The sequence below is a fragment of the Segatella maculosa DSM 19339 = JCM 15638 genome, assembly GCF_000382385.1.
Taxonomy (GTDB): Bacteria; Bacteroidota; Bacteroidia; order Bacteroidales; family Bacteroidaceae; genus Prevotella; species Prevotella maculosa.
This window is the reverse complement of sequence record NZ_KB908328.1, coordinates 13,421-35,954: the sequence shown is the minus strand read 5'-3', so window position 1 is coordinate 35,954 and position 22,534 is coordinate 13,421. Positions and strand designations below refer to the sequence as shown.

Sequence of the window (22,534 nt, the reverse complement as noted above, 5' to 3'; positions counted from 1 at the left end):
CAACCTCTTCATGGCCGTCACGGCCCTGATGTTGCCTTCTACAGCATTCGCACAAGCGGGGCACAACCACACAGAACGCCCCAACATTATCCTCTTCATGGTCGACGATATGGGCTGGCAAGACACGTCACTCCCCTTTTGGAACCAGCGCACCTTCTATAACGACCGCTACGAAACGCCCAACATGGAACGCTTGGCGGCCCAAGGCATGATGTTCACACAGGCTTATGCCTGCCCCATCAGCTCGCCGAGCCGCTGCAGTTTGATGACGGGGAGCAACGCCGCAAGGCATCGGGTGACCAATTGGACGTTGGAAAAGAACAAATCTACTGACCTTAGTGACGATAGCTTGGCGCTTCCCGACTGGAACTACAACGGTATCAGCCGCGTCGATGGCTGCCGAAACACCTACAAAGCCGTCTCGTTCGTCAACCTTTTGCAAGCGTCTGGCTACCATACCATACACTGTGGCAAGGCACATTGGGGCGCCAAAGACACACCGGGCGAGAATCCTACGCACTGGGGCTTTGAGGTGAACATCGCAGGACACGCAGGTGGAGGGCCAGCCACCTATCTCAGCGAACGCTGTTTCGGCAACACTACCGACCCGAAAAAGCAACATAAGATGGCTATACCGGGACTTGAGAAGTATTGGAACACGGGCGTCTTCCTCACCGAAGCCCTGACTCGCGAGGCCATCTCGGCGCTCGACAAGGCCAAACGCTACAACCAACCGTTCTATCTCTACATGTCTCACTACGCCGTTCACATTCCCATCGACCGCGATCCCCGCTACTTTGCCAAATACCTGCGTAAAGGACTCTCTGAGAAAGAGGCTGCCTACGCCTCGCTCGTCGAGGGAATGGACAAGAGCCTCGGTGACATTCTCGACTGGCTCGACCAAAACGACGAGAGCCGCCGCACCATCGTCATCTTCATGAGCGACAATGGCGGCTATGCCACAGGAACTCAGTGGCGCGATGAGCCCCTTTTCACGCAGAACTTCCCCCTGCGTTCGGGCAAAGGCTCCATGTACGAAGGCGGCATACGCGAGCCGATGATCGTCAGATGGCCGTCGGTTGTGTGCCCGAAATCAGTGTGCGGACAATACATTATGATTGAAGACTTCTTCCCCACCCTGCTCGAAATGGCAGGAATCAAGCACTATAAGGTGCCACAGAAGGTAGACGGCAAGAGCTTTGTCCCCCTTTTGAAAGGACAAGAAAAGCCATCGCGCCGCCCACTCGTGTGGAACTATCCCAACATTTGGGGCAACACGGGACCGGGCATCAGCCTCAACTGCGCCTTGCGCGAGGGCCCTTGGAAGCTCATCTACAATTACAAGACGCGCCGAAAAGAGCTCTATGACATTCCGAACGACATCGGCGAAGCACACGATCTTGCCGCCTCGCGCCCCTCACTCGTGACAAAACTCTCGAAGAAATTGGGCCGTTACCTGCGCAAGATGGGCGCACAACGCCCATCAGATAAGCGTTCGGGCCGTCCATGCCCGTGGCCCGACGAGCCATAAACGGCCGCTCTGCACCCCAAACCCCATCACAACGCGCCCGGCTTCCCGCAAGCCATACGCGTTTTTTGTTGTAATCGTCCCTCGAGCAGGCGCAATCCGTGCGTCCGCGCAAGGAGAATAACAAGCAAACAGCGCGGTTGTTGGAGCGAATGCACGTAGCCTTTTGAGCGGACGCACGGGCCGTGCGTCCCTACATGCCTCTTGTCTGCAAATCATCTTCATAATAGGACTAATCATAAAGGTCAAACTTCAATGTTCAAAGTTCAAGGTCTGCCAATCATAAAGGTCAAACTTCAATGTTCAAGGTTCAAGGTCTGCCAATCATAAAGGTCAAACTTCAATGTTCAAAGTTCAAAGTCAAGATCCCTACATGCGCTCGAGCAACTCACCACATGGGCCGCATTGATTACCAACGACTTACACCTTGCGTTTCAATCTCAGCCATTTCACCGTGCAATATGGCTGACTTCACCGCGCAATATAGCTGAGATTACGCGGTAAAATGGCTGCGATTGAAATACAAGATGCCCGTGACCGTCTTCCATGTAGGGACGCACGGCTCGTGCGTCCGTTCATCACGCAACCCAAAAGCATGGGGAAGGGGGCGGAAAGGCGCGCAATCCATGCATTCCGGCAGGTAATCAGCAACTTCAAAGGCTAAACTTTCAATTTCAAAAGCCCAAACTTCAAACTTCAAAGTAGAAAGATTTGCATTTCAACAAGGAATATATTAACTTTGCAGCAGATGGAAAAAGAAACAAGAATCGGGCTCTTCACGGGCACTTTCGACCCCTTTACGATTGGTCATCAGAACATTGTAGACCGCGTGTTGCCGCTGTTCGACAAGCTGGTGATAGCCGTTGCGGTGAGCAAACTGAAGCATACGAGCGAGGAAATCGAGGCCCGTGTGCAGGCTATCAAGGCCGTGTTCGCGGGCGAAAAGCGCGTGGAAGTGAGGCCGTATGCCGACTTGACCATCGACATGGCACGCAGAGAAGGGGCGAGGTTCATCGTTCGTGGCGTGCGATCTGCCAAGGATTTCGAGTATGAACGCGAGCAAGCCGACATCAATAAGCAGCTCGGCGGCATCGAAACCCTGCTGCTTTTTGCCGATCCGAGGCTGTCGAGCATCAGTAGTTCGATGGTCAGAGAGCTGCAATTCTTTGGGAAAGACGTGGCAGAATGGCTGCCCCAACCTTGCTCTGGCAATCCTTCTCAGGCTCGCTTCGGAGGGCATGAGACGCTTAAACAAACTGAATGATGATCACATACAACGCAGACGGCATCGCAATGCCGAAGCTCAAGCGACGCCTCCTCAACCGGTGGATCAAAACCGTTGCAGAAAGTTACGGTCGGAAGGTGGGCGAAATTGGTTACATGTTCGTTGATGACGCGAAGATATTAGCGGTCAACAACAACTATCTGGGACACGATTACTATACCGATATCATCACTTTTGACTACGATGAGGGCGACACCATCAACGGAGATCTCGTGATAAGCCTCGACACTGTGCGCACGAATGCCGCGCAATTCGGCAAGGATTATGACGAAGAACTCCACAGAGTCATCATTCACGGCGTGCTCCATCTCTGCGGAATCAATGACAAGGGACCGGGAGAACGCGAGATTATGGAGGCCAATGAGAATAAAGCATTGGCGTTGTTAAAGGCTTTGGAGGCTTGATTTCGGTCCAAAAAGCCTCCGCAGTCCCCTATTCTATCTTCATCACGAGCGCGATTTGATTGGGAAGCGTGGCAGGAAGCGTGACGGAAAGTCCGTGTTTGGTTTGGCGAAACGCCACTTTTCCGTGGCCCAAAAGGCTGACACGGCGGGCCTTCTTGATGGCTTTCAGCGTGACCATCGAGCCGGGTTGCGGCGCACAGAGGGTGGTTGCATAGAGCGTTTTGCCCTTCCTAACGTAGCGAATATCAGCCGAAGTGAACGTTACTTTTCCCTCATTGAAGCCCTGATCCTTTAGCGGTTGGGGGCTATCTACGGCCGGTCCTTCACCAAAAATGACCCAAGGTCGCGTGCCATAGATGCTCTCTCCGTTGGCCTTCAGCCATGTTCCTACCTCGCAAACCACCTTATATTCGAGCGAATCTATCGTGCCATCGCCTTTCACAGGCACGCTTAACAGGAGGTTACCATTCTTACTTACAACGTCGACAAGGGTTTGAATGACAGCTTGTGCAGTCTTGTAAGTGCCGTCAAAGAAGCGACGTTTGTCGTAATGCCACGAGCCAATGCACGTGCAAGTCTGCCATGCTTGGGGCTGAATGCGATCGGGTGTGCCGCGTTCCACGTCCCACATGAGCGCCTTTTTATGCCATTCTTTGAGCACTTTCCCCGTCACCACGACCTCATTTCGGCCCCCGTTGCGAGCCATACTCTTGTTATAGAGGTGGGCAGTGAGCTGTAATCCCACGTCGGAAAAGGGATAGAGGGGCAGCACAGTGTCGTCGAAATAGACCACGGACGGGTCGTATTTGTTAATCAGGTCCATGGTTCGGTTGTAGAATCTGTCGCAGTAAGCTTGGTCGGGCAGCGTCACTTGCGTCGGATTCCAGTCCCATTCGCCGTTGTTTTTACTGCGTGTATGCCGTTGTTCGTAGAGGTCTTGTGGGTCGAGACCGCCCCACCATGTTCCCTTTCCGTCGGCTTTTGTCAGGCAGCCGTCGTAAGGTTGCCCCTTGAAAGTACCCGAAGTGTCGGCTCCTCTGGCTGTTTCATACCACGTCCATGCATGGGCTGCGTGCACACTGAGGCCCAAAGGCATTCCCAATTTGCGGCAGGCTGCGGCCCAACCTGCTATGATGTTCTTCTGCGGTCCGAGTGAAACTGCGTTCCAAGGTTGGTACTTACTGTCCCAAAGGTCAAAGTTATCGTGGTGGTTGGCCAGTGCGAAGAAGTAGCGGGCCCCGCAGTCTTGATACAGTTTCACGAGTCTTTCGGGATCCCATCTCTCGGCTTTCCACTCGCGTATCCAGTCTTTAAAGCCGAAATCCTTCTGCGGATTGCGGGCCTCTTTGCTGAAGGTATAGGCATCAGAGCCCTGCTCATACATTCTGCGGGCAAACCAATCGCCGTATTCGGGCTGGCATTGCGGGCCCCAATGTGCCCAGATGCCGAACTTTGCATCGCGGAACCAAGCCGGGCATTCATAGTCGGAAAGTGACTCCCATGTGGGCTTGTACTTTCCTTTTTGAATGGGTTCGCGCGATGTGTCAACCCTTACGGTGATGGCCTTTTCGGCTTCTTGCGGACTGTCGTAGCTGTTTTGTGCCGGCAATGCGAGTGGCAATGCCAGTAAGAAGGTGAGCATGGTTGTTCTTGTCATGTCAGGTTGGTTGATTGAGACATAGGTTTCTGCTTGCAAAGTTATCCATTTCTTCCCGAACCTGCAAGAACTTGGCCCGTCATTTGGCTTTTCTTCGCCTGCAGAAACGGCTTTTTTTTCGGCAGACATCAGGCGCGGACAGTCAAAAAGCATTACCTTTGCACCCAAAATCGGTGACAGAAAAATATGACAACCTATAACGAAGAGCTGATCGTCGAGGCCCTGAAACAAGGAGATGAGCGTGCTTATCGATACTTATTCGATAGGCATTATGCTGTTTTGTGCCACATCGCTGTGCAATATGTGCACGATGACTTCTTGGCAGAAACGATAGTGGGCGACGTTATCTTTCATTTGTGGGAGGCTCGCGAGCGTTTATCGATCAATACATCTGTTCGTAATTATTTAGTTCGCTGTGTTCACAACCGCTGTTTAGACGAATTGAAATCCCAATATCGCCGGCGCGAAGTACAGATGTCGGGGATAAGCCCTCGGGAAATGCCCGGCATCGACAGCCTGCAAAACAGCAGTTATCCGCTGGGGCGCTTATTGGAGAACGAACTTGAGGAGGAAATCGCGAAAGCCATCAGTCGGTTGCCCGAAGAATGCCGAAAGGTGTTTCGGATGAGCCGTTTTTCGGGGCTGAAATATGATGAGATTGCCCTCCAATCAGGCATCTCCATCAACACTGTGAAGTATCATATCAAGCACGCACTGGAGCTTTTGGCGAAAGATTTGCACCGCTATCTCATTTCGCTCGTGCTGATGTTGCTGCCCGGATGCTGATGTCCCTTTGGCTGAAAATACTTCTTATAAACTGTTTTCCCAAGAAAGCTTATGAGCAATCTCGGAAAAGCTTATGAGCTTTTTGGAAGAAGTTCAATAGCTTTTTGGGAAAGGCATCAAACTTTTTGCAAAAAAATTGCTTTCCGACTACCCTTTGATTATTTTATTTCGTCATCAACATAACAAACCATTTATGAAAACAACAGACCATCACATTCAAGACCTTATCGTGGGTTATCTGGCCAACGAACTGACCGCCCCGCAGGAACAGGAGCTTCGCACATGGATTTCGGCCGCGCCGGAGAACGAAACCTATTTCAACGCATGGCGGGAGGTTTGGGTTTCGGCCGATGCAGCGTCGCTGGGTCGGTATGATTCGCAGAAAGCCTTTGCCTTGTTCAAGCAGCGTATGGCTGACGAAGCAAGCACGTTGATCCGGAAAAGGCATCGACGCAGGCTGTGGTACGCGGCAGCTTCCTTTGCGGCGTTGCTGGTTGTGAGCAGTCTTGTGTACGTGGGTTGGACGAATCGTGCCCTTCGGACGGTGGCAGACGTCGTCATCGAGACGCCCGTAGGCTCACGCATGAAGCTGACGCTGCCAGACGGTACGACGGTTTGGCTCAATGCCCAGTCGAAAATAACCTATTCACAGCGCTTCGGCATCGAAGATCGGCACGTCCGCCTTTCGGGCGAGGGATATTTCGAGGTGAAAGAGAACAAAGCGCTACCTTTCATCGTGGAATCAAAGCATCTGAAAGTGCGCGATTTGGGCACGAAGTTCAATTTTAAGGATTATCCCGGCGATGAACGGAGCATCGTTTCACTGACGGAAGGAGAGATTGCACTGAGCAGTTTGGTGCGTCAGGACGGCGACATGATACTCGTGCCGGGCCAACAAGCAGTCTTGGAAAAGCCGTCGGGAAAGGTCTCAGTTGCGAATGCTCCCGTGGAAGCGTCAACGCAATGGGTTGCCGGCATCATCACCTTTAATGGCGAAAAGCTCGGAGAAGTCGTGAAAGACCTTGAACGTTATTACGGCGTAGTCATCTCTTTCGAAGGCGACCGTGTGGCCCGGCGGCGTTTCTTCGGCACATTCAATCCGCAGGAACAGTCCTTGCAAGACATACTCGATGCTTTTGCCGCGACAGGTAAGCTGCGTTACAAGAGCCACGGACGCAAAGTGATTATCTATTAATCGACAATAAACCATTTAAAACCATTATGATGAAACGAATAACCTCCTTCTCGCCCTAAGCACGAAAGCAACTCTCGGAATGCTTTCCGAAAGCTTTGCGTATCATTTATTCCTATTTTTAACACCTTCAAACAACATTATCATGAATGACAAAAAAAGACATTGGATCATAACATTGGCTTTTGTCTGTGGCAGTTTATCATTATTTGCACAAAACCTTTCCTTGAATCTGAAAAACGTTACCGTGAAACAGGCGATGGAAGAACTGCAGCAAAAGAGCGGCTATTCTTTTGTATATGAGGGAACCGACCTGAACACCGAGAAGAACATAACGGTTTCTGCGGCCAACCTGCGGCAAGCCGTCCAACAGATTTTAGCCGGTCAGGACGTTGCTTACGAAATAAAAGGTAAGAATGTTATCGTGTCAAAGCCGGCATCTCGCTCGGTTCCTTCTACAAAGTCGGAGAAACAGAAATCCCATAAAGTTTCGGGAACTATCAAAGACCGGAATGGCGAGTCGATTATCGGGGCCAGTATCAGAGTCAAGGCTACCGGGCAAGGCGTGGTAAGCGACGTTAACGGTAACTTTACATTAGACGCTCCGGAACATTCCTCGCTGGAGATTTCGTATATAGGTTATCTGCCTCAAACGGTGCATGTTGGTAATCGTTCAGCAATCAATATCGTGCTGTCTGAAGACAACAAGGCGCTTGACGAAGTGGTCGTGGTGGGTTATCGAACTGTAAAGAAAGTATCGTTGACCGGTTCTGTCGCAACAATTGACGCAGAACGGAAGGCCAACCAGCCCATCACCAATTCCACGCAGATGCTCTATAATACACCGGGGCTTTGGGTCAATCAAAGCGGAGCGAAACCGGGTGTTGACAATGCCAATATCACCATTCGTGGCGTGAATTCGCTGAATGCTACCGGTGGAGCACCGTTGGTATTGCTTGACGGAGTGGAGTACAGTATCAACGAAATCGACCCGGCCACGATAGAATCCATCAGCGTGTTGAAAGACGTGTCGGCGGCTATCTATGGCTTGAAAGCTGCCAATGGCGTTATCCTCATCACTTCAAAGAAAGGCAAGAAAGGGCGTCCGAAGATTGAATACCACGCAAAGTTTGGCATACAGGCCCCTACCTATCTACCTGATGTCGTTACTGACCCGATTGCTTACATGCGGCTTCGCAATCTTGCCGAAATAAATTCGGGCGTGGCACCCGGTGCCGTGTCTTATACAGACGGCCAGATTTACGAATATATGGATGGGATGAAAACCAATCCTGACGTATATCCGGCAAGCGATTGGTTCAAAATCTGCATGAAAAACGGTTTCATGCAGCAGCATAACGCCCGTGTATCCGGTGGAACTGATGATGTCACTTATACAATAGGGCTGGGTTATACGGGGCAGACCGGCGTATTCATCAAGAATGATGATGCAGCACGTTATTCGTTCGACATGAAACTAAATGCCCGTGTCGCAAAGGGAATCAATCTGAGTGGGACCGTTCAGGGCAATATCCGCAACTTCAACGAGATGGGATATGGAACCAGCACGATATTGTCGACCGTGATGCGGGGTCTTCCTATCTTCTCGGATTATCATAAAGACGGGAAATACGGTTCCACATGGGTGTTTACGCCCGGTCGTAATAATGTGGAGAACCCACGTATGGAAGTAGAACAGGGCGTGACCTATCGTAATTTCCAAGAGCTGTTAGCCACGGTGGGTACGGATGTACAGTTGGCATCGCACCTTAAATATTATGCAACGTTAGGATTTCGGCGTATCGACCATTTCAGTAAGAATTTTATTCCTTTGATGCACACCATTAATCCTAAGACAGGAGACGTGAAGCAATTCAACAACAGTGCGCCCCGTTTGAAAGAATTTGACGCAGTGACCAATCAATATACGATTTCGCATCGGCTCGTATGGGAAAACACTTATCGAAAGCATGACATCCATGTGATGATAGGACAGGATTGGCAACATAACGGCAGTACGAACTTTCAGGCTTATAACGAAGGCTTTAACGACAACACATTGGAGGAGTTCGATGCATTGACCAATCAAACGCTCGCAAAGGCTACGGGTTCGTCGAGTAAGAAGCGTATCAATTCTTTCTATGGACGTTTGGCTTACACCTTTAATGAATGCTATTTGTTGGAAGGAACCTTGCGCTATGACGGTTCGAGCAATCTTTCTCGCGAACGCCGATGGGAATGGTTCCCTTCAATCATGGCCGGTTGGAACATCAGTCGTGAGAAATTCTTCAAAATCAAACAGATTGATTTGTTGAAGTTACGGGCTTCGTATGGTATAATGGGAAGCGAATCCGTCGACCCCTACAGCTATTATATGACTTATAGGAGTTTAAGTCAGAATTATTCTTTCGGGAATAAGATTGCCGGAGGGTATGCCATCACTGGTCTTGTTGACCCGAATCTGGGTTGGGAGAAGACAGCTGCCACTAATATCGGCATAGATTTGCTGGCATTTAACGGGAAACTGAACGTAGAACTCGATTATTTCAACAAACGTACCTACGATATTATTATGTCGCGTACAGTCCCGGCGCAATTAGGAGGCCTTTCAGGGCCCAAAACCAACGTGGGAACAGTGCGAAACCGGGGTTTCGAGGCGTCAGTTTCATGGCGTCAGCATTTGGGAGATTTTTATTATGGCATTCAAGGGTCCGTATGTTATGTGAAGAATAAGGTCGTATCGTTGAACGGCAGTCAGATTATATCGGGCGATAATGTTAAAATAACCAAAGAAGGGTATCCCATTCGCTCCTACTATGTGTATCAAGCAGACGGTTTCTACCAGAATCAGGCAGAGATAGACAATGCAACTGCCGTTTATGGAAACAAGGCCAGTCTGCGTCCCGGCTATATTCGTTATGCCAATAACCATGCCGATGGAATCATTGATGATAAAGACAAAATCATTACGAAGAACTCTATCCCCGAACTGACGTATTCTTTCGGTATGTCTTGTGGTTGGAAGGGGCTTACTCTTGAAGCCCAATTCCAAGGAGTTGGTTCCGTTTATGCTTATTTGAAAGATAATCTGGCCTATCCGTTTAACAACGGAGCCGGTGTGACAATGGATTGGGCAACCAATTCGTGGACGCCGCAGAATCCCAAAGCTAAACTTCCTTTGCTGACAACAGCGACGAATGCAACACAAAACTTTATACCCTCTACGCAGTGGTTGTATAATTGTGCTTATTTACGCTTGAAGAACATACAATTGGCGTATAGTCTGCCACGAAAAATAATCGCTCCGTTGCATGCGACCGCCCTTCAAGTGTATGTGAGTGCCCAGAATTTGTGGACATTGTCAGATTTCAAGCTGTGGGATCCGGAAATCACCAGTACACGAACCAATCTCTATGAGTATCCTAACTTAAAAACCTTTTCTTTCGGTCTAAACCTCACTTTCTAATCATCGCATTATGAAAACAATAAAAAATATCCTTTTGGGAGCTGCGCTCATCGGTCTTTGCTCCTGCAATATGGATTTTGAACCGACGACCTCTTATACAGATAACACATTTTGGTATGGTGCCAAGAACGCAGAAGGTGGACTCACGGCGTGCTACCTACCACTTTTAAGCAATACGATGTTTGGTGATGCCTCGGTAACATTGGAAGAATGTGCCACTCCGAATGCTTATTGCTACAGTAACAGCCTAAATTGGAGTGATATTGCAAAAGGAAGCCATACCGCCGACGGCTCCGTTATCTCAGGGCGGTGGCACAATTGCTACGTCGGTATCGGTCGATGCAACACGTTGTTGGAAAATATCGATAAGAACCAAGAGTTCTCGGCTGATGATATTGACAAGATGAAAGCGCAGGCAAGATTTCTGCGTGCTTTCTATTACTATCTTTTGGCGGTTTATTACAATTCGGCTCCTTTAATAACTTCAAGCCCCAACTTATCACAAACGTATTTGCCTCGTACCGAGCACCGCAAGATAGTAGACTTTATCGTGTCTGAACTTGACGCCATTGCTCCTATACTGCCTACAAGCTATGGTAAAGAGGGGACCGGAAGACCTACGAAAGGAGCTGCATTGACATTGAAAGCAAAATTGTTATTGTTTGAGGCAAGTCCGCTCTGTAATCCAAATAACAATATGGAGCGTTGGAAAGAAGCTGCTGATGCCGCCAAAGCTGTTATAGACCTGGGCACTTATAGCCTATATCCTAAATACGGCGAACTGTTCACGCTAAAAGCGGAGGGCTGTGATGAATCCATTTTTGACCTCGAATGTATCTCCTCACCGAAAGGGAACGGACATAGTTTCGATCTTGTAATGCGCCAGTATAATGGAGCGGCACCGCTGAAAGATCTCGTAGACGCGTATTTGATGAAAGATGGAAAGAAGCGTGCCGCGTCTGCCTATAAGAAATCGAAGGGCTATAAGGACATGGATCCACGCTTCTATGCTACCATTGTTTATCCGGGAGCTACATGGATGGGTGAGAAGGTCACGGCGAATAATACGAACAAGAACTTTACCAACAAGCAAACCGGGTTTATCTATCGAAAATACACGGTCTACACAGATAAGGCACCAAGCAAGGCCGACAAGAACTTGGGGCAGAATTGTTCGCCCATCAATATCATGTTGCTGCGCTATGCAGATGTGCTGTTGATGTATGCCGAGGCAAAGAATGCTTTGGGTGAGATGGATGCCACGGTGTGGGAACAGACCGTGAAGGCCATTCGCAAGCGTGCCGGCTTTACCGTTGCAGGCGCATTGAACTATCCCTCCACGCCCGAAGCGGTGACAGAAGCCCTGCTTTACGAACGCAGAATAGAATTTGCGGGAGAAGGGACATGGTATAACGACCTGCGTCGTTTGCGCTTGTCCGAGACCCAAATGAATAATATCGACGTACAGAAGTTTGACGGAACGGTTATCGAGAGGCGTACCTTCAATGCCGCTCGCGATTATTGGTGGCCCGTACCGACCAAGCAGATGGAAAATAACCCGAAATTAGCCCCCAACAATCCCAATTGGTAATTACAAACAATCTTATGATGAAACTAAATAAAAACAAACTGTTAGCCTATTGCTTGCTGCTGATAGGCGTGGGGACGCTCCCCTCGTGTGAAGAGACTTACGGTCCGATGATACCGCTCCCACCCTTGAGTAACACGGTAGAAGGCGGTGCCCGGCTGCTGGCAATGGCAGACCAACAAGAAGACAAAGCGGTGGTTGTCAACGTATCGACCGGCGAACGTGTGTGGGAGTGGAACCCGCAGAAATCGAACATCCCCGACAGTGAAAAGCCGAAGTTTACGTTGCTTGATGAAGTAAAGCCCATTTACAATTGCAAATATCTGCTGATTACGGCTACGCGCGGCGGTGTTGCCATCGTGAGAATGAGCGACAGCAAGCTGATGTTCTATGCGTTGCCTATGGGATACCCGCATTCAGCGGAGGTGTTGCCCGACGGGAACGTCGTGGTGGCCTGCTCGGATGCGCCCGACAAGTTGGGGAACAAATTGAAGCTGTACGAAGTGGACAGCACGGCAGTTTATTCGGAAGAACCGATTGGCGAGTTCGACAACTTTTTTGCGCATAACGCCGTTTGGGACCGAGAGCATTTCCGACTGTGGACTACGGCCGACGATAAGCTGCTGAGCTGGGCTTATGAGAAGAGTGGGGGGAAGATGGCCCTCGTTCCTCGCGAGACGTTCGCCTTGCCCGACAGAGCGGCCGAAGCTCACGACCTCTTTCCCGTGTACGGCGAGAAGGGGCTTTGGGTTACAACGGTCTCGGCGGTTTACAAGTTTGATGTAACTACAAAGACTTTTACAAAATTCTCGGGCGCGGTTACGAGCAACATCAAGAGTATTTCATCTGGTCCAAAGGAATATCCCATCGTTCTACTTGCGCCCAATAAAAACTACTGGTCTGACAGGGTCATCGACAGTGGCGGCCGAACAATCTACATGAAGCCTAATGCCAAAATATACAAGGCGCGCTGGATGTTGCAGAACGCGTTCAGCTATCCCGACGAGCATACTTTTACGCAGAGCCGTTAATACGCGCGCAACTTGGAACATTTATTTTGAATTTACATACTTATAAAAATGAAAAGAGTATTTATAAATTTGCTGTTCGTCCTTATCGGAACAACAATTGCGTGGGGACAGTGCAGAGTGATTGCCCACAGGGGCTATTGGGATACGCCGGGCGCAGCCGAGAACTCAAGGGCATCGCTGCAGAATGCGCTCCGACTGAACATTTACGGTTCGGAAATCGACATCTGGCTTACGACCGACGGACATTTGATGGTGAATCATGACGAAGATTATAAGGGAGTGGTATTGCAACAGGCCACGTATGAGGAGTGCAAAGAGCTGACGCTCTCGAATGGTGAAAAAATGCCGCAATTGCAAGATTTGCTTCAAATGATGAAGGAAACCGAGAGCAAGACTAAACTCATCATTGAGATTAAACGACACAAAACCAAGCCACAGAATGAAGAGGCCGCACGTGCCACTTTGAAAGCAGTTGACGAATATGGCGTGGCGGACAAGGTGGAGTATATTTCATTTAGTCTTGATGCGTGTCTTGAATTGGTTAAATGCAATCCCAAGGCGAGAGTGGCGTATTTATCGGGGAACCGTACGCCGGCACAGCTTTTTGTTGAACGGCTCACGGGTATCGATTACAGCCTAAAGGCTATTGATAAAAATCCACACTGGATAGACGAAGCGCACGGTTTACACATGGACGTGAACGTGTGGATAGTCGATAAAGTAGAAGATATGCGACGATTGAAAGCGGCAGGAGTGGATTTCCTTACAACTAACAAACCTCTTGAAGCCATTGAGGTATGCAAAGCGCATTAAGTTTATCCTTGGGGGGGGGAGCCCACCCCCAACCCCTCCCAAGGGAGGGGAGTACGAATTGAGAAGCCCAACTCCAATCTCTCTCAAGGGAGGGGAGTACGAATTGAGATGCCCAACTTCAATCTCTCTCAAGGGAGGGGAGTGTACAGCACTGACATACAACTTTTTATACGATAGGGAAGTGTAAAGGTGTTTCATGAATGATTTTACTTAGAAACAAATGATTTTTTACTATTTGCAAATGGTTTTTTGTTTTCTGAGGCCTCGGAAATGTTATCGTCAGATGATTTTTTGCTTTCCGAGGCCTCGGAAATGCCATCGTCAGATGATTTTTGCTTTCCGAGGCCTCGGAAATGCCATCGTCAGATGATTTTTTGCTTTCCGAGGCCTCGGAAATGTCATCGTCAGATGATTTTTTGCTTTCCGAGGCCTCGGAAATGCCATCGTCAGATGATTTTTACTTTCCGAGGCCTCGGCCGCATCATCGCCAAATGGATTTTAAATAATTTAGATAGAAACGGATAGAAATAACTTTTTATATTATAAACATGATATTCAGATTATTCATAAGAACAATAATTGTGCTCAGCGCATTGCTCGGGCTAAGGGCTGAGGCTGCTACATTAGAACTTTTGTCGCCGGGCGGAAAAATTAAAGTTGCGGTTCAGACCGACAAGGAGATTTCTTACAGCGTGTCGTTCGGCGGAAAAGAACTTTTACGGCAGAACAACTTAACGTTGACAACGAATAAAGGGACGCTTGGGAGGAATGCCAAACTACTATCGGCCAACTCAAGCATTGTAAATGAGACGAAAGAACCGGTTGTTCCGTTGAAGTTTTCGCGCATAGAGACGAAGTATCGAAAAGCCGTTTTGAAGTTCAAAGGAAATTTCTACATAGAATTCAGGGTGACAGACCATGCCGTTGCTTATCGATTTGCGACTCGATTGGGAAAGATGCTCGATGTTGATGACGAAAGTTTCAATCTGCAAACGATTGTACCCATGACGGCACATTTACAACCAACCGACAAGTTCCGCACCTCGTATGAGACGCGCTACGTGCACCAGCAACTCTTTGCTCCTGCAGACGGCAAAATGGCGACACTGCCTGCACTGCTAACGGGAAAAGACGATATGAACGTATTGGTGTCGGAGACAGGTGTGCTCGATTATCCGAAAATGTTTTTAAAGCGCAACGGAAGCGGCGGCTTCTCGGCTACATTTCCCAAGTGCCCACTGGCGTGGGCCGAAGAGAGTGACCGTGCGATGAATGTAACGAGTGAAGAGACGTATATTGCGCGCACGAATGGAACGCGCGCATTTCCTTGGCGCTATATGGTTTTGGGGACTTCGAAGGAGATAGCCATGCAAACGCTTCCCGTGGTGCTCTCGGAACCGTGCGCATTGCAGGAGACTGATTGGATAAGGCCGGGGAAAGTGTCGTGGGAATGGTGGTGTGGCGCCACACCCTATGGGAAAGATGTAAATTTCAAAGCGGGCTGTAATACGGCAACTTATAAATACTTCATCGACTTTGCTGCCCGTTTCGGCTTGGAATATATTCTGCTCGACGAGGGCTGGGCCAAATCTACGCGCGATCCTTTCGTGCCAAATGATGCGCTTGACCTTCAGGAGGTGATTCGCTACGGAAAATCGAAAGGCGTGGGCGTCGTTCTGTGGTTATCGTGGCTCACCGTTGAGCGGCACTTCGATTTGTTCAAAAAATATGAGGAATGGGGCGTGGCCGGTGTGAAAGTGGATTTTATGGACCACAGTCATCAGTGGATGGTTAATTTTTACGAACGCGTGGCAGAAGCGGCTGCCAAACACAAGTTGGTGGTCGATTTCCATGGAGCCTACAGTCCGGCGGGATTGGAATTCAAGTTTCCTAATGTGCTGTCGTACGAGGGTGTTGTGGGCATGGAGATGATGAGCAGATGCACGCCCGAAAACACGGTTTATTATCCATTTATCCGCAACACAGCGGGTGCGATGGATTATACACCGGGCGCGATGATCAACATGCAACCGGAGGTGTATCGCTCTGTGCGTCCCAACTCGGCCGCTATCGGCACACGGTGTTACAACATGGCTTTATATGTGATTTTTGAGAGTGGCGTGCAAATGTTGGCGGATAATCCCACAAATTACTATAAAAACGAGGAGTGCACGCGATTTATTGCCTCTGTGCCGGTTACGTGGGACGAAACGCGTGTGTTGGAAGCCAGCGCAGGGGAGTATTTCATCGTGGCGCGCCGCAAGGGAGACAGCTGGTTTGTGGGTGGCTTCTGCAACGGCAAAGAAAATGTGCGCCATTTCCGTGTGCGGCTCGATTTTCTGTCGGCCGGGGTGGATTATCGGATTTCTGCTTTCTGTGACGGACCGAACGCCGGCTATCAGGCGATGGACTATCGCACGAGCGAGCAAAATGTAGACCACGGTACGGAGCTGACTATAGATATGGTCAGAAATGGCGGTTGGGCAGCGGTCATAGCGCGCCGTTAATGAGGATATATAGAAATAGGTGGCTGCCGCCGAGCATCTCAGACGGTAGCCGTTACTAATATAATAAGGTATGAAAAACATCATTTTCGTTGCAGTTTTATTTTGTTTTCCCATCAGCATCGCGGCGCAAACTTCGCGCAGAGAGATACTTCTGAATAAAAACCTTTCGGGAAATAACTACGTGGCCTATCCTGGGCCCGCAAACCAGAAGCTCACGCCGGCGCCGAAGGGCTATGTGCCGTTCTACATCAGTCATTACGGGCGGCACGGTTCGCGCTATCTAATCAATGTGAACGATTATAACAGACCGTTCGTGGCCCTTCGTCGGGCCGAGCAGCAAGGCAAGCTCACACGTTTTGGAAAGGATGTTCTCCGCCGAGTGGCGCTTTTTCGTGAAGAGGCGCGAGGACGTGAGGGCGAATTGACGGAACTGGGTGCACGGCAGCATAAGGACATTGCGCGACGTATGTATGAGCGTTTCCCGGGCATCTTCGCAGGACGGGCCGTGGTAGACGCTAAGAGTACGGTGGTGATTCGCTGTATTTTATCGATGGAAAACGCGCTGCAGCAGTTGTTGGTGCTGAATTCTCGTCTACAAATCAAGCATGACGCTTCTCGGCACGACATGTATTACATGAATTACCGTGACGCGCATCTCGACAGCCTGAAAATGACGCCCACTGCCAAGGAGGCCTTCGCGGCTTTCTCTGCACGTCATGCGCGGTGTGATTCCCTGATGCGGAAGCTGTTTAACGACGAACGTTATTGGCGGGACTCCATCAATGCCCTGCAATTGAACGACCAGCTTTATCATCTGGCCTGCAATGTGCAAAGCACAGAGCTGCGCCATAGCGAGACTCTTTACGACTTGTTCACCGACGAGGAGCTGTATGATTGCTGGTTGCGCAAGAACGCGTGGTGGTATATCAACTATGGCCCGAGTCCGCTGAACGGGGGACTGCAGGTATATTCGCAGCGTTTCCTTATTCGCAGGATTATAGAAGAGGCCGACAGCTGTATTGCGCTTGAACGTCCGGGTGTAACGCTGCGCTATGGGCACGATACGATGATGATGCCGTTGGTTTGTTTGCTCGACGTCAATGGCTTCGGAAAACAGATAACCGATTTGGAGAAATTGGCCGAGGGCGGTTGGCGCAACTATCGGATTTACCCGATGGCTTGTAACCTGCAGTTCGTTTTCTATCGTCGCATGCGCGGAGAGAAAGATGTGCTTTTCAAAGTGCTTTTGAATGAGAACGAAGCGATGTTGCCCCTTCCGGTCGTGGCCAAAGCTTATTATCATTGGACAGACTTCAAGGCGTATGTGTTTGAGAAACTGAAACGCTATGCGGGGCATCTGCAGGGCAATTAGAAATGTAACCACAAATAATTTGGACGATGAAACGCTATTTTTTCTTCAGTTTTCTGCTGCTTTCGGGGTCTATACTGTATGCGCAGACGGCCCAGTTGCAGCGGCTGTTCGTCGCTCCGCCAGCCTCGGCGCGCCCTTGTGTCTGGTGGCATTGGATGAATGGGAACGTAACGAAAGACGGTATCCGCAAGGATATCCTGTGGATGGATCGCGTGGGAATTGCGGGACTTCACCATTTCGATGCGGGAATGAAGACGCCGCAGGTTGTGGGCAAGCGTCTGATCTATATGGACGAGGGCTGGCAAGATGCGTTCCGATATGCTTTGCATCTTCTCGACTCGCTGCAGATGGAGGGCGGTATTACGAGTGCGCCGGGCTGGAGCAATACCGGTGGTCCGTGGGTCAGCCCCGCACGCGCGATGAAAAAGTTGGTGTGGCGCGAATTTGTCGTTGACGGCGGGCGGAAAATCACGGTATCGCTGCCTCAACCTTATCAGATGCCCGGCCGCTATCAGAACCTGAAGACCGGAGGTGTGACCGAAGCCGACCGCTATTACCATGACATCGCCGTGGTGGGCGTACGCTTGAGCTCGTCGGACAGGAGCTTGTCGCAGCTCGGCGCAGTCGTGGAATCAAGCGGGGGCCGCTTTACGGTCGGTCAGTTGACAGACGGTGACCTGACGAATGCGTCTTCTTTGCCACGCGACGACGGCCGCGGTTATGCGTGGATACAATATCGCTTTGCCACACCCCAGACCATGAAAGCTGTCCGTATAGCCGACGGCAGGGCGCGGCACAACTGGTATTGTGCGCCTGCGCCGGTGTTGAAACATGTCGAGGTGAGCGATGATGGCGTGCATTTCCGCCGTATTTGCGACATTCCGCACGGTGGCATCGTCTGTCAGACCGTCACAATCCCTCCCACAACGGCCAAGGTCTTTCGCATTGTGTTTGACAATCCTGTCGTAGAGACCTTCGAAGCCGCGATGCGGGGAGCCAAACCGGCCCGCGATATCAAGGTCTCAGAGTTGGTATTCTACCCCGTGACGAAGATAAACCACGCGGAGGAGAAGGCCGGTTATGCCTCGCCGCACGACATGATGCGCTATGCAACGCCCGAAGATGCCGATGTACCTTCGGCTGCCGATGTTGTCTTGCTGACAGACAAAGTCGCTCCCGACGGACGTTTGACGTGGAATGCCCCGGCAGGTGTATGGCGGATTTATCGCTTCGGCTGCTCGCTTACAGGGAAGAAAAACCATCCGGCACCGCCCGAAGCCACGGGATTGGAAGTCGACAAGCTGGATTCGGCAGCCGTTTCCGATTACCTTACGACCTATCTGCAGATGTATCGTCAGGCAACTAAGGGAAACATGGGGGCGAAAGGTATTCGTTCGTTCCTCATCGACAGCTATGAAGCGGGATGGGAAACGTGGACCGAGCGCATGGCCGAGGAGTTTGAGAGACGCCGCGGCTACGGTTTACTCAAGTGGTTGCCAGTATTGACCGGGCAACCCATTGGCAGTGTGCGGCAGAGCGAACAGTTCCTGTGGGATTGGCGCAAGACCATCGGCGAACTGATTGCCGACAATCTGTACCGACAAACCGCAAGGGTGTTGAGGCAATGGGGCATGAAGACCTACTTTGAGTCGCACGAGAACGGCCGTATTTATTTGGCTGACGGAATGGAAGTGAAGAAATGGGCCGACGTTCCGATGGCCGCCATCTGGGCACGTGACAGTGCTGGCGGCGCAAACCATGTCATGTCTGAATGCGATATCCGCGAAACGGCTTCCACGGCCCATCTTTATGGAAAGCCAATCGTCGCCTGCGAGAGTTTCACGGTCGATGGATTGAACAACCGCGCCTATGCTTTCTTTCCCGGCAACCTGAAACCCGTGGCCGATTTGGCATTGGCTTGTGGCGTGAACAAGTTCTTCTTGCACGACTCGGCCCATCAACCCGTCGACGACAAGCGGCCGGGTCTGGGCTTGGCGCAGTATGGTCATTGGTTCAATCGGCACGAAACGTGGGCCAATCAGGCCAAACCTTGGATCAATTACCTTGCACGTAGCTCTTATTTGTTGCAGCAGGGGCACAACGTGGCCGATGTTCTTTACTATTACGGTGAGGACAATTGCATCACCGGAATCTTCTCGTGGCAGCTTCCCGACATACCGTCAGGCTACGCTTTCGATTATATCAACGCCGACGCACTGATGCATCTCGTCTCTTGTCACGACAATCGACTGCAAACACCCAGTGGAGCGCGTTATCATTTGCTCTTCTTGGATAAGAATGCTGCCCGCATGTCGCTTCCCGTACTGCGGAAGATTGCCGCATTGGTCAGGCAGGGAGCGTTCGTCAGCGGCCAAGAACCCGTCGAGGAGCCATCGCTGACGGGCGACAAGGAAGAGTTTCGCCGCTTGATAAACGACATATGGCACACCAACCGTCCCAATGTTCTCGTTGCATCGCGGGTAGAAGACGCTTTGAAGGCAATGGCCGTGAGGCCCGACGTTACCTGTAATGATATGTCAGACCTACGCTTTGTCCACCGCACTTTACCCGAAGCCGAAATCTATTGGATAGGCAACATGCGCCCCCGACAGCGAATGGCCGACATTGCCTTTCGTGTGACGGGGCGCAGACCGCGGTTGTGGCATCCCGAAACGGGCAGAACAGAGGCCGTTGCCTATCGAATGGAGAACGAACAAACGACCGTCCGGCTCCATCTGACGGAGAACGACGCGCTGTTTGTCGTGTTTGACGAACCGACTACGCTAACACATTTCGAAACGCCACGGGAAGAACTCGTCAGCACGTGGCCCGTGACTACAACTTGGAACGTTTCTTTCGGCAAAACGCCCGACGGTCCCGGCCCAATGCACCTCGATAAATTGCGCTCTTACACTGAATTGGCCGACACCGCCGTCAAATACTTCTCGGGAACAGCCGTTTATACCACGCACTTCCGGCTCGACAAAACGCTGAAACGGGCTTCAAGGGTGACATTGGATTTGGGAAAGGTGGGCGATATGGCCGAACTCGTCGTCAACGGCCGGTCTATGGGCGTGCTTTGGAAGTCTCCTTACGTGGCAAACATCAGGCCGGCACTGCGCAAAGGCATTAACTGTTTGGAGGTAAAGGTCACCAATCTCTGGCCGAATCGGTTGATTGGCGACAGTCAACCGAACGTGAAAACGCCACACTCCTACACGAGTTATCCTTTTTACAAGGCCGATTCACCCCTTCGGCCATCGGGATTGCTGGGCCCCGTCGTGCTCCGTGCCTATCGTTTGAAGTGAAGTGACGGTCCCAATCGATAAATGATGGGAGACAAATACGCATGGACATCGGAGCGGACGCACGGGCCGTGCGTCCCTACATGCTGCGCAACAATCAACTTGTTCGCCCGTTTACGCGTCAATTGTCAACTGAAACGCGAGCGGACGCACGGGCCGTGCGTCCCTACATGTATTCAAACGGAACGGAGTGTCGGCAACATTGATAATCAACGACTTGCATTCTGCGTTCCAATGTCAGCCATATTACCGCGCAATATGACCCATTTCACTGTGCAATCTCAGCCATTTCATCGCGTAAAATGGCTGATATGAAAAACCGATTAGGCGTATGTAGGGACGCACGGTCCGTGCGTCCGCTCAAAATGCTGCGTGCATTCGCTCCAACAACCGTGCTGTTTGTTTGTTATTAACCTTGCGCGGACGCACGAGCCGTGCGTCCCTACACGCCTCTTGCCTACAAATCATTTTTTAATAGGGCTGATCCTAAAGTTCAAAGTTCACACTTCAATGTTCAAAGCCCCCAAACTTCAAAGTTCAATACTCAAACTTCAATGTTCAATATTCAAAGTGCCGCCGTCGTTTCCCTCATGGAGCTTATCAATCTGTCGTACATTTCGTGCAAATCGTACCGCGGTTTCCAGCCCAAGGCCTCTAATTTTGCGGCCGAAAGCAGCAGCTTTGTCGTCGGAGAATAGCCCATGTCGCCTTGCAACCTGACCACCGTGCGAATGGAAGAACCGAACTCTCGGCACACCATCTCGGCCATTTCGCGAATCGAAATATAGGTTTCGCGGTTGGAAACGTTATACGCTTCGCCGGCCGTTCCTTTCAACATGACATACAGAATGCCCGAAATGGCATCCATGGTGTAGCAATAACAGCGGCAAAGGTCGCCCGTTGTGTGAAGCGTGATGTCTTGATTTTGAATGACACAACGGGCGAATTGGGCAAACACACGCGTGTCGTCAGGGGCCACACCTGCGCCAAATACCTGCGCCAAACGGGCTATCTTGACCGGGCATCCGTGCTCCTTGGCATAGCTATGGCACAGGGTTTCGGCGAGTCTTTTAGCCATCGGGTAACTGCTGCGCACCGACATGGGGTCGATATAGCCCTGCACTTCTTCCGTAATGGGGGTAGAATCGTCGGTTATCGTGCCGTAGATTTCGAGCGTAGAGGCAAAGACCAACGACTTCAAAGGCTGTTCCATGGCATACGACAACACGGCTTTTGTGCCGCGATACACCGTGTCGATAGTCTCTACCGGCTTGTCTATAAAATACTTGGAAGCCGTTGGAGCGGCGAAATGAAGGACATAATCCACTGCAACGGGAGGCATGAAGGTTCCGTTGTCCGACGAAAAATCGTAGACATAATAGCGAAGCTGGTCGCTTTCGGCACCCAACACGCGTCCGGCCTTGGCCACATCGCGAACGACGGCCACCACTTTTGCACCGATACTCAGCAGGCATTTCACTGCCAAACTGCCCAAAAGGCCCGTCGCTCCCGTTACGCAAACCGTCGTTCCGACCAAAGATGAGCCAAGTTCGAAATGCGTTTTGAAGGCCTTGATATCGTTTTCTAAAACCTTATTCAT

15 protein-coding genes are annotated in these 22,534 nt (G+C 50.7%); 13 read left to right on the top strand and 2 right to left on the bottom strand.

What is annotated here, in order from left to right; translation table 11 throughout:
• Nucleotides 1-28: 28 nt before the first annotated feature.
• From H164_RS0109240 to ybeY, 4 genes are all read left to right on the top strand, one after another.
• Nucleotides 29-1,531 carry a sulfatase gene (locus tag H164_RS0109240; RefSeq protein WP_238315154.1) on the top strand — a complete coding sequence of 501 codons (1,503 nt, stop codon included), beginning with the start codon at nucleotides 29-31 and terminating at the stop codon, nucleotides 1,529-1,531.
• Nucleotides 1,532-2,033: 502 nt separating this feature from the next.
• Nucleotides 2,034-2,192: a hypothetical protein gene (locus H164_RS15710; RefSeq protein ID WP_155808032.1), complete on the top strand. Its 159-nt coding sequence runs from the start codon at nucleotides 2,034-2,036 to the stop codon at nucleotides 2,190-2,192.
• Nucleotides 2,193-2,276: 84 nt separating this feature from the next.
• A complete protein-coding gene (gene coaD / locus H164_RS0109235) occupies nucleotides 2,277-2,792 on the top strand; it encodes a pantetheine-phosphate adenylyltransferase (RefSeq protein WP_019968351.1) in 516 nt (171 codons plus the stop codon).
• Nucleotides 2,792-3,217, top strand: a complete 426-nt coding sequence (gene ybeY, locus H164_RS0109230; protein ID WP_025829881.1) for an rRNA maturation RNase YbeY — start codon at nucleotides 2,792-2,794, stop codon at nucleotides 3,215-3,217. The genes coaD and ybeY overlap by 1 nt, the downstream gene beginning before the upstream one ends.
• 28 nt (nucleotides 3,218-3,245) lie before the next feature.
• On the opposite strand, the gene H164_RS0109225 is transcribed toward ybeY, so the two are convergent.
• Complete coding sequence (locus H164_RS0109225) at nucleotides 3,246-4,874, bottom strand: alpha-L-fucosidase (protein ID WP_025829880.1); 1,629 nt, start codon at nucleotides 4,872-4,874, stop codon at nucleotides 3,246-3,248.
• A gap of 186 nt (nucleotides 4,875-5,060) precedes the next feature.
• Here H164_RS0109225 and H164_RS0109220 point away from each other — a divergent pair, with 186 nt between their 5' ends.
• From H164_RS0109220 to H164_RS0109180, 9 genes are all read left to right on the top strand, one after another.
• Nucleotides 5,061-5,660: an RNA polymerase sigma-70 factor gene (locus H164_RS0109220; RefSeq protein ID WP_019968348.1), complete on the top strand. Its 600-nt coding sequence runs from the start codon at nucleotides 5,061-5,063 to the stop codon at nucleotides 5,658-5,660.
• A 193-nt stretch (nucleotides 5,661-5,853) separates the two neighbouring features.
• Nucleotides 5,854-6,855, top strand: a complete 1,002-nt coding sequence (locus tag H164_RS0109215; RefSeq protein WP_019968347.1) for a FecR domain-containing protein — start codon at nucleotides 5,854-5,856, stop codon at nucleotides 6,853-6,855.
• Between the two features lie 142 nt (nucleotides 6,856-6,997).
• Nucleotides 6,998-10,318, top strand: coding sequence for a TonB-dependent receptor (locus H164_RS0109210; RefSeq protein ID WP_019968346.1), 3,321 nt, complete (start codon nucleotides 6,998-7,000; stop codon nucleotides 10,316-10,318).
• 10 nt (nucleotides 10,319-10,328) lie between these two features.
• A complete protein-coding gene (locus H164_RS0109205) occupies nucleotides 10,329-11,909 on the top strand; it encodes a RagB/SusD family nutrient uptake outer membrane protein (RefSeq protein WP_154652135.1) in 1,581 nt (526 codons plus the stop codon).
• Between the two features lie 14 nt (nucleotides 11,910-11,923).
• A complete protein-coding gene (locus tag H164_RS0109200; protein ID WP_019968344.1) occupies nucleotides 11,924-12,937 on the top strand; it encodes a DUF6528 family protein in 1,014 nt (337 codons plus the stop codon).
• A 48-nt stretch (nucleotides 12,938-12,985) separates the two neighbouring features.
• A complete protein-coding gene (locus H164_RS0109195) occupies nucleotides 12,986-13,750 on the top strand; it encodes a glycerophosphodiester phosphodiesterase (protein WP_019968343.1) in 765 nt (254 codons plus the stop codon).
• 548 nt (nucleotides 13,751-14,298) lie between these two features.
• Nucleotides 14,299-16,257 carry a glycoside hydrolase family 97 protein gene (locus H164_RS0109190; protein ID WP_019968342.1) on the top strand — a complete coding sequence of 653 codons (1,959 nt, stop codon included), beginning with the start codon at nucleotides 14,299-14,301 and terminating at the stop codon, nucleotides 16,255-16,257.
• A gap of 70 nt (nucleotides 16,258-16,327) precedes the next feature.
• A complete protein-coding gene (locus H164_RS0109185; RefSeq protein WP_019968341.1) occupies nucleotides 16,328-17,629 on the top strand; it encodes a histidine-type phosphatase in 1,302 nt (433 codons plus the stop codon).
• A gap of 26 nt (nucleotides 17,630-17,655) precedes the next feature.
• Nucleotides 17,656-20,937: a glycosyl hydrolase gene (locus H164_RS0109180; protein ID WP_019968340.1), complete on the top strand. Its 3,282-nt coding sequence runs from the start codon at nucleotides 17,656-17,658 to the stop codon at nucleotides 20,935-20,937.
• Nucleotides 20,938-21,499: 562 nt separating this feature from the next.
• On the opposite strand, the gene H164_RS0109175 is transcribed toward H164_RS0109180, so the two are convergent.
• Nucleotides 21,500-22,534 (bottom strand): NAD-dependent epimerase/dehydratase family protein, encoded by a 1,035-nt coding sequence (locus tag H164_RS0109175; RefSeq protein ID WP_025829876.1) that lies wholly within the window; start codon nucleotides 22,532-22,534, stop codon nucleotides 21,500-21,502.

Excerpts from the sequence above, each read along its gene's own strand:
- H164_RS0109190 (WP_019968342.1), top strand. The coding sequence starts at position 14,299 with ATGATATTCAGATTATTCATAAGAACAATAATTGTGCTCAGCGCATTG.
- H164_RS0109240 (WP_238315154.1), top strand. The coding sequence starts at position 29 with ATGTTGCCTTCTACAGCATTCGCACAAGCGGGGCACAACCACACAGAA.
- ybeY (WP_025829881.1), top strand. The coding sequence starts at position 2,792 with ATGATCACATACAACGCAGACGGCATCGCAATGCCGAAGCTCAAGCGA.
- H164_RS0109175 (WP_025829876.1), bottom strand. The coding sequence starts at position 22,534 with ATGAATAAGGTTTTAGAAAACGATATCAAGGCCTTCAAAACGCATTTC.
- H164_RS0109215 (WP_019968347.1), top strand. The coding sequence starts at position 5,854 with ATGAAAACAACAGACCATCACATTCAAGACCTTATCGTGGGTTATCTG.
- H164_RS0109195 (WP_019968343.1), top strand. The coding sequence starts at position 12,986 with ATGAAAAGAGTATTTATAAATTTGCTGTTCGTCCTTATCGGAACAACA.
- H164_RS0109200 (WP_019968344.1), top strand. The coding sequence starts at position 11,924 with ATGATGAAACTAAATAAAAACAAACTGTTAGCCTATTGCTTGCTGCTG.
- coaD (WP_019968351.1), top strand. The coding sequence starts at position 2,277 with ATGGAAAAAGAAACAAGAATCGGGCTCTTCACGGGCACTTTCGACCCC.
- H164_RS0109185 (WP_019968341.1), top strand. The coding sequence starts at position 16,328 with ATGAAAAACATCATTTTCGTTGCAGTTTTATTTTGTTTTCCCATCAGC.
- H164_RS0109225 (WP_025829880.1), bottom strand. The coding sequence starts at position 4,874 with ATGACAAGAACAACCATGCTCACCTTCTTACTGGCATTGCCACTCGCA.
- H164_RS0109180 (WP_019968340.1), top strand. The coding sequence starts at position 17,656 with ATGAAACGCTATTTTTTCTTCAGTTTTCTGCTGCTTTCGGGGTCTATA.
- H164_RS0109220 (WP_019968348.1), top strand. The coding sequence starts at position 5,061 with ATGACAACCTATAACGAAGAGCTGATCGTCGAGGCCCTGAAACAAGGA.
- H164_RS0109205 (WP_154652135.1), top strand. The coding sequence starts at position 10,329 with ATGAAAACAATAAAAAATATCCTTTTGGGAGCTGCGCTCATCGGTCTT.
- H164_RS15710 (WP_155808032.1), top strand. The coding sequence starts at position 2,034 with ATGGCTGCGATTGAAATACAAGATGCCCGTGACCGTCTTCCATGTAGG.
- H164_RS0109210 (WP_019968346.1), top strand. The coding sequence starts at position 6,998 with ATGAATGACAAAAAAAGACATTGGATCATAACATTGGCTTTTGTCTGT.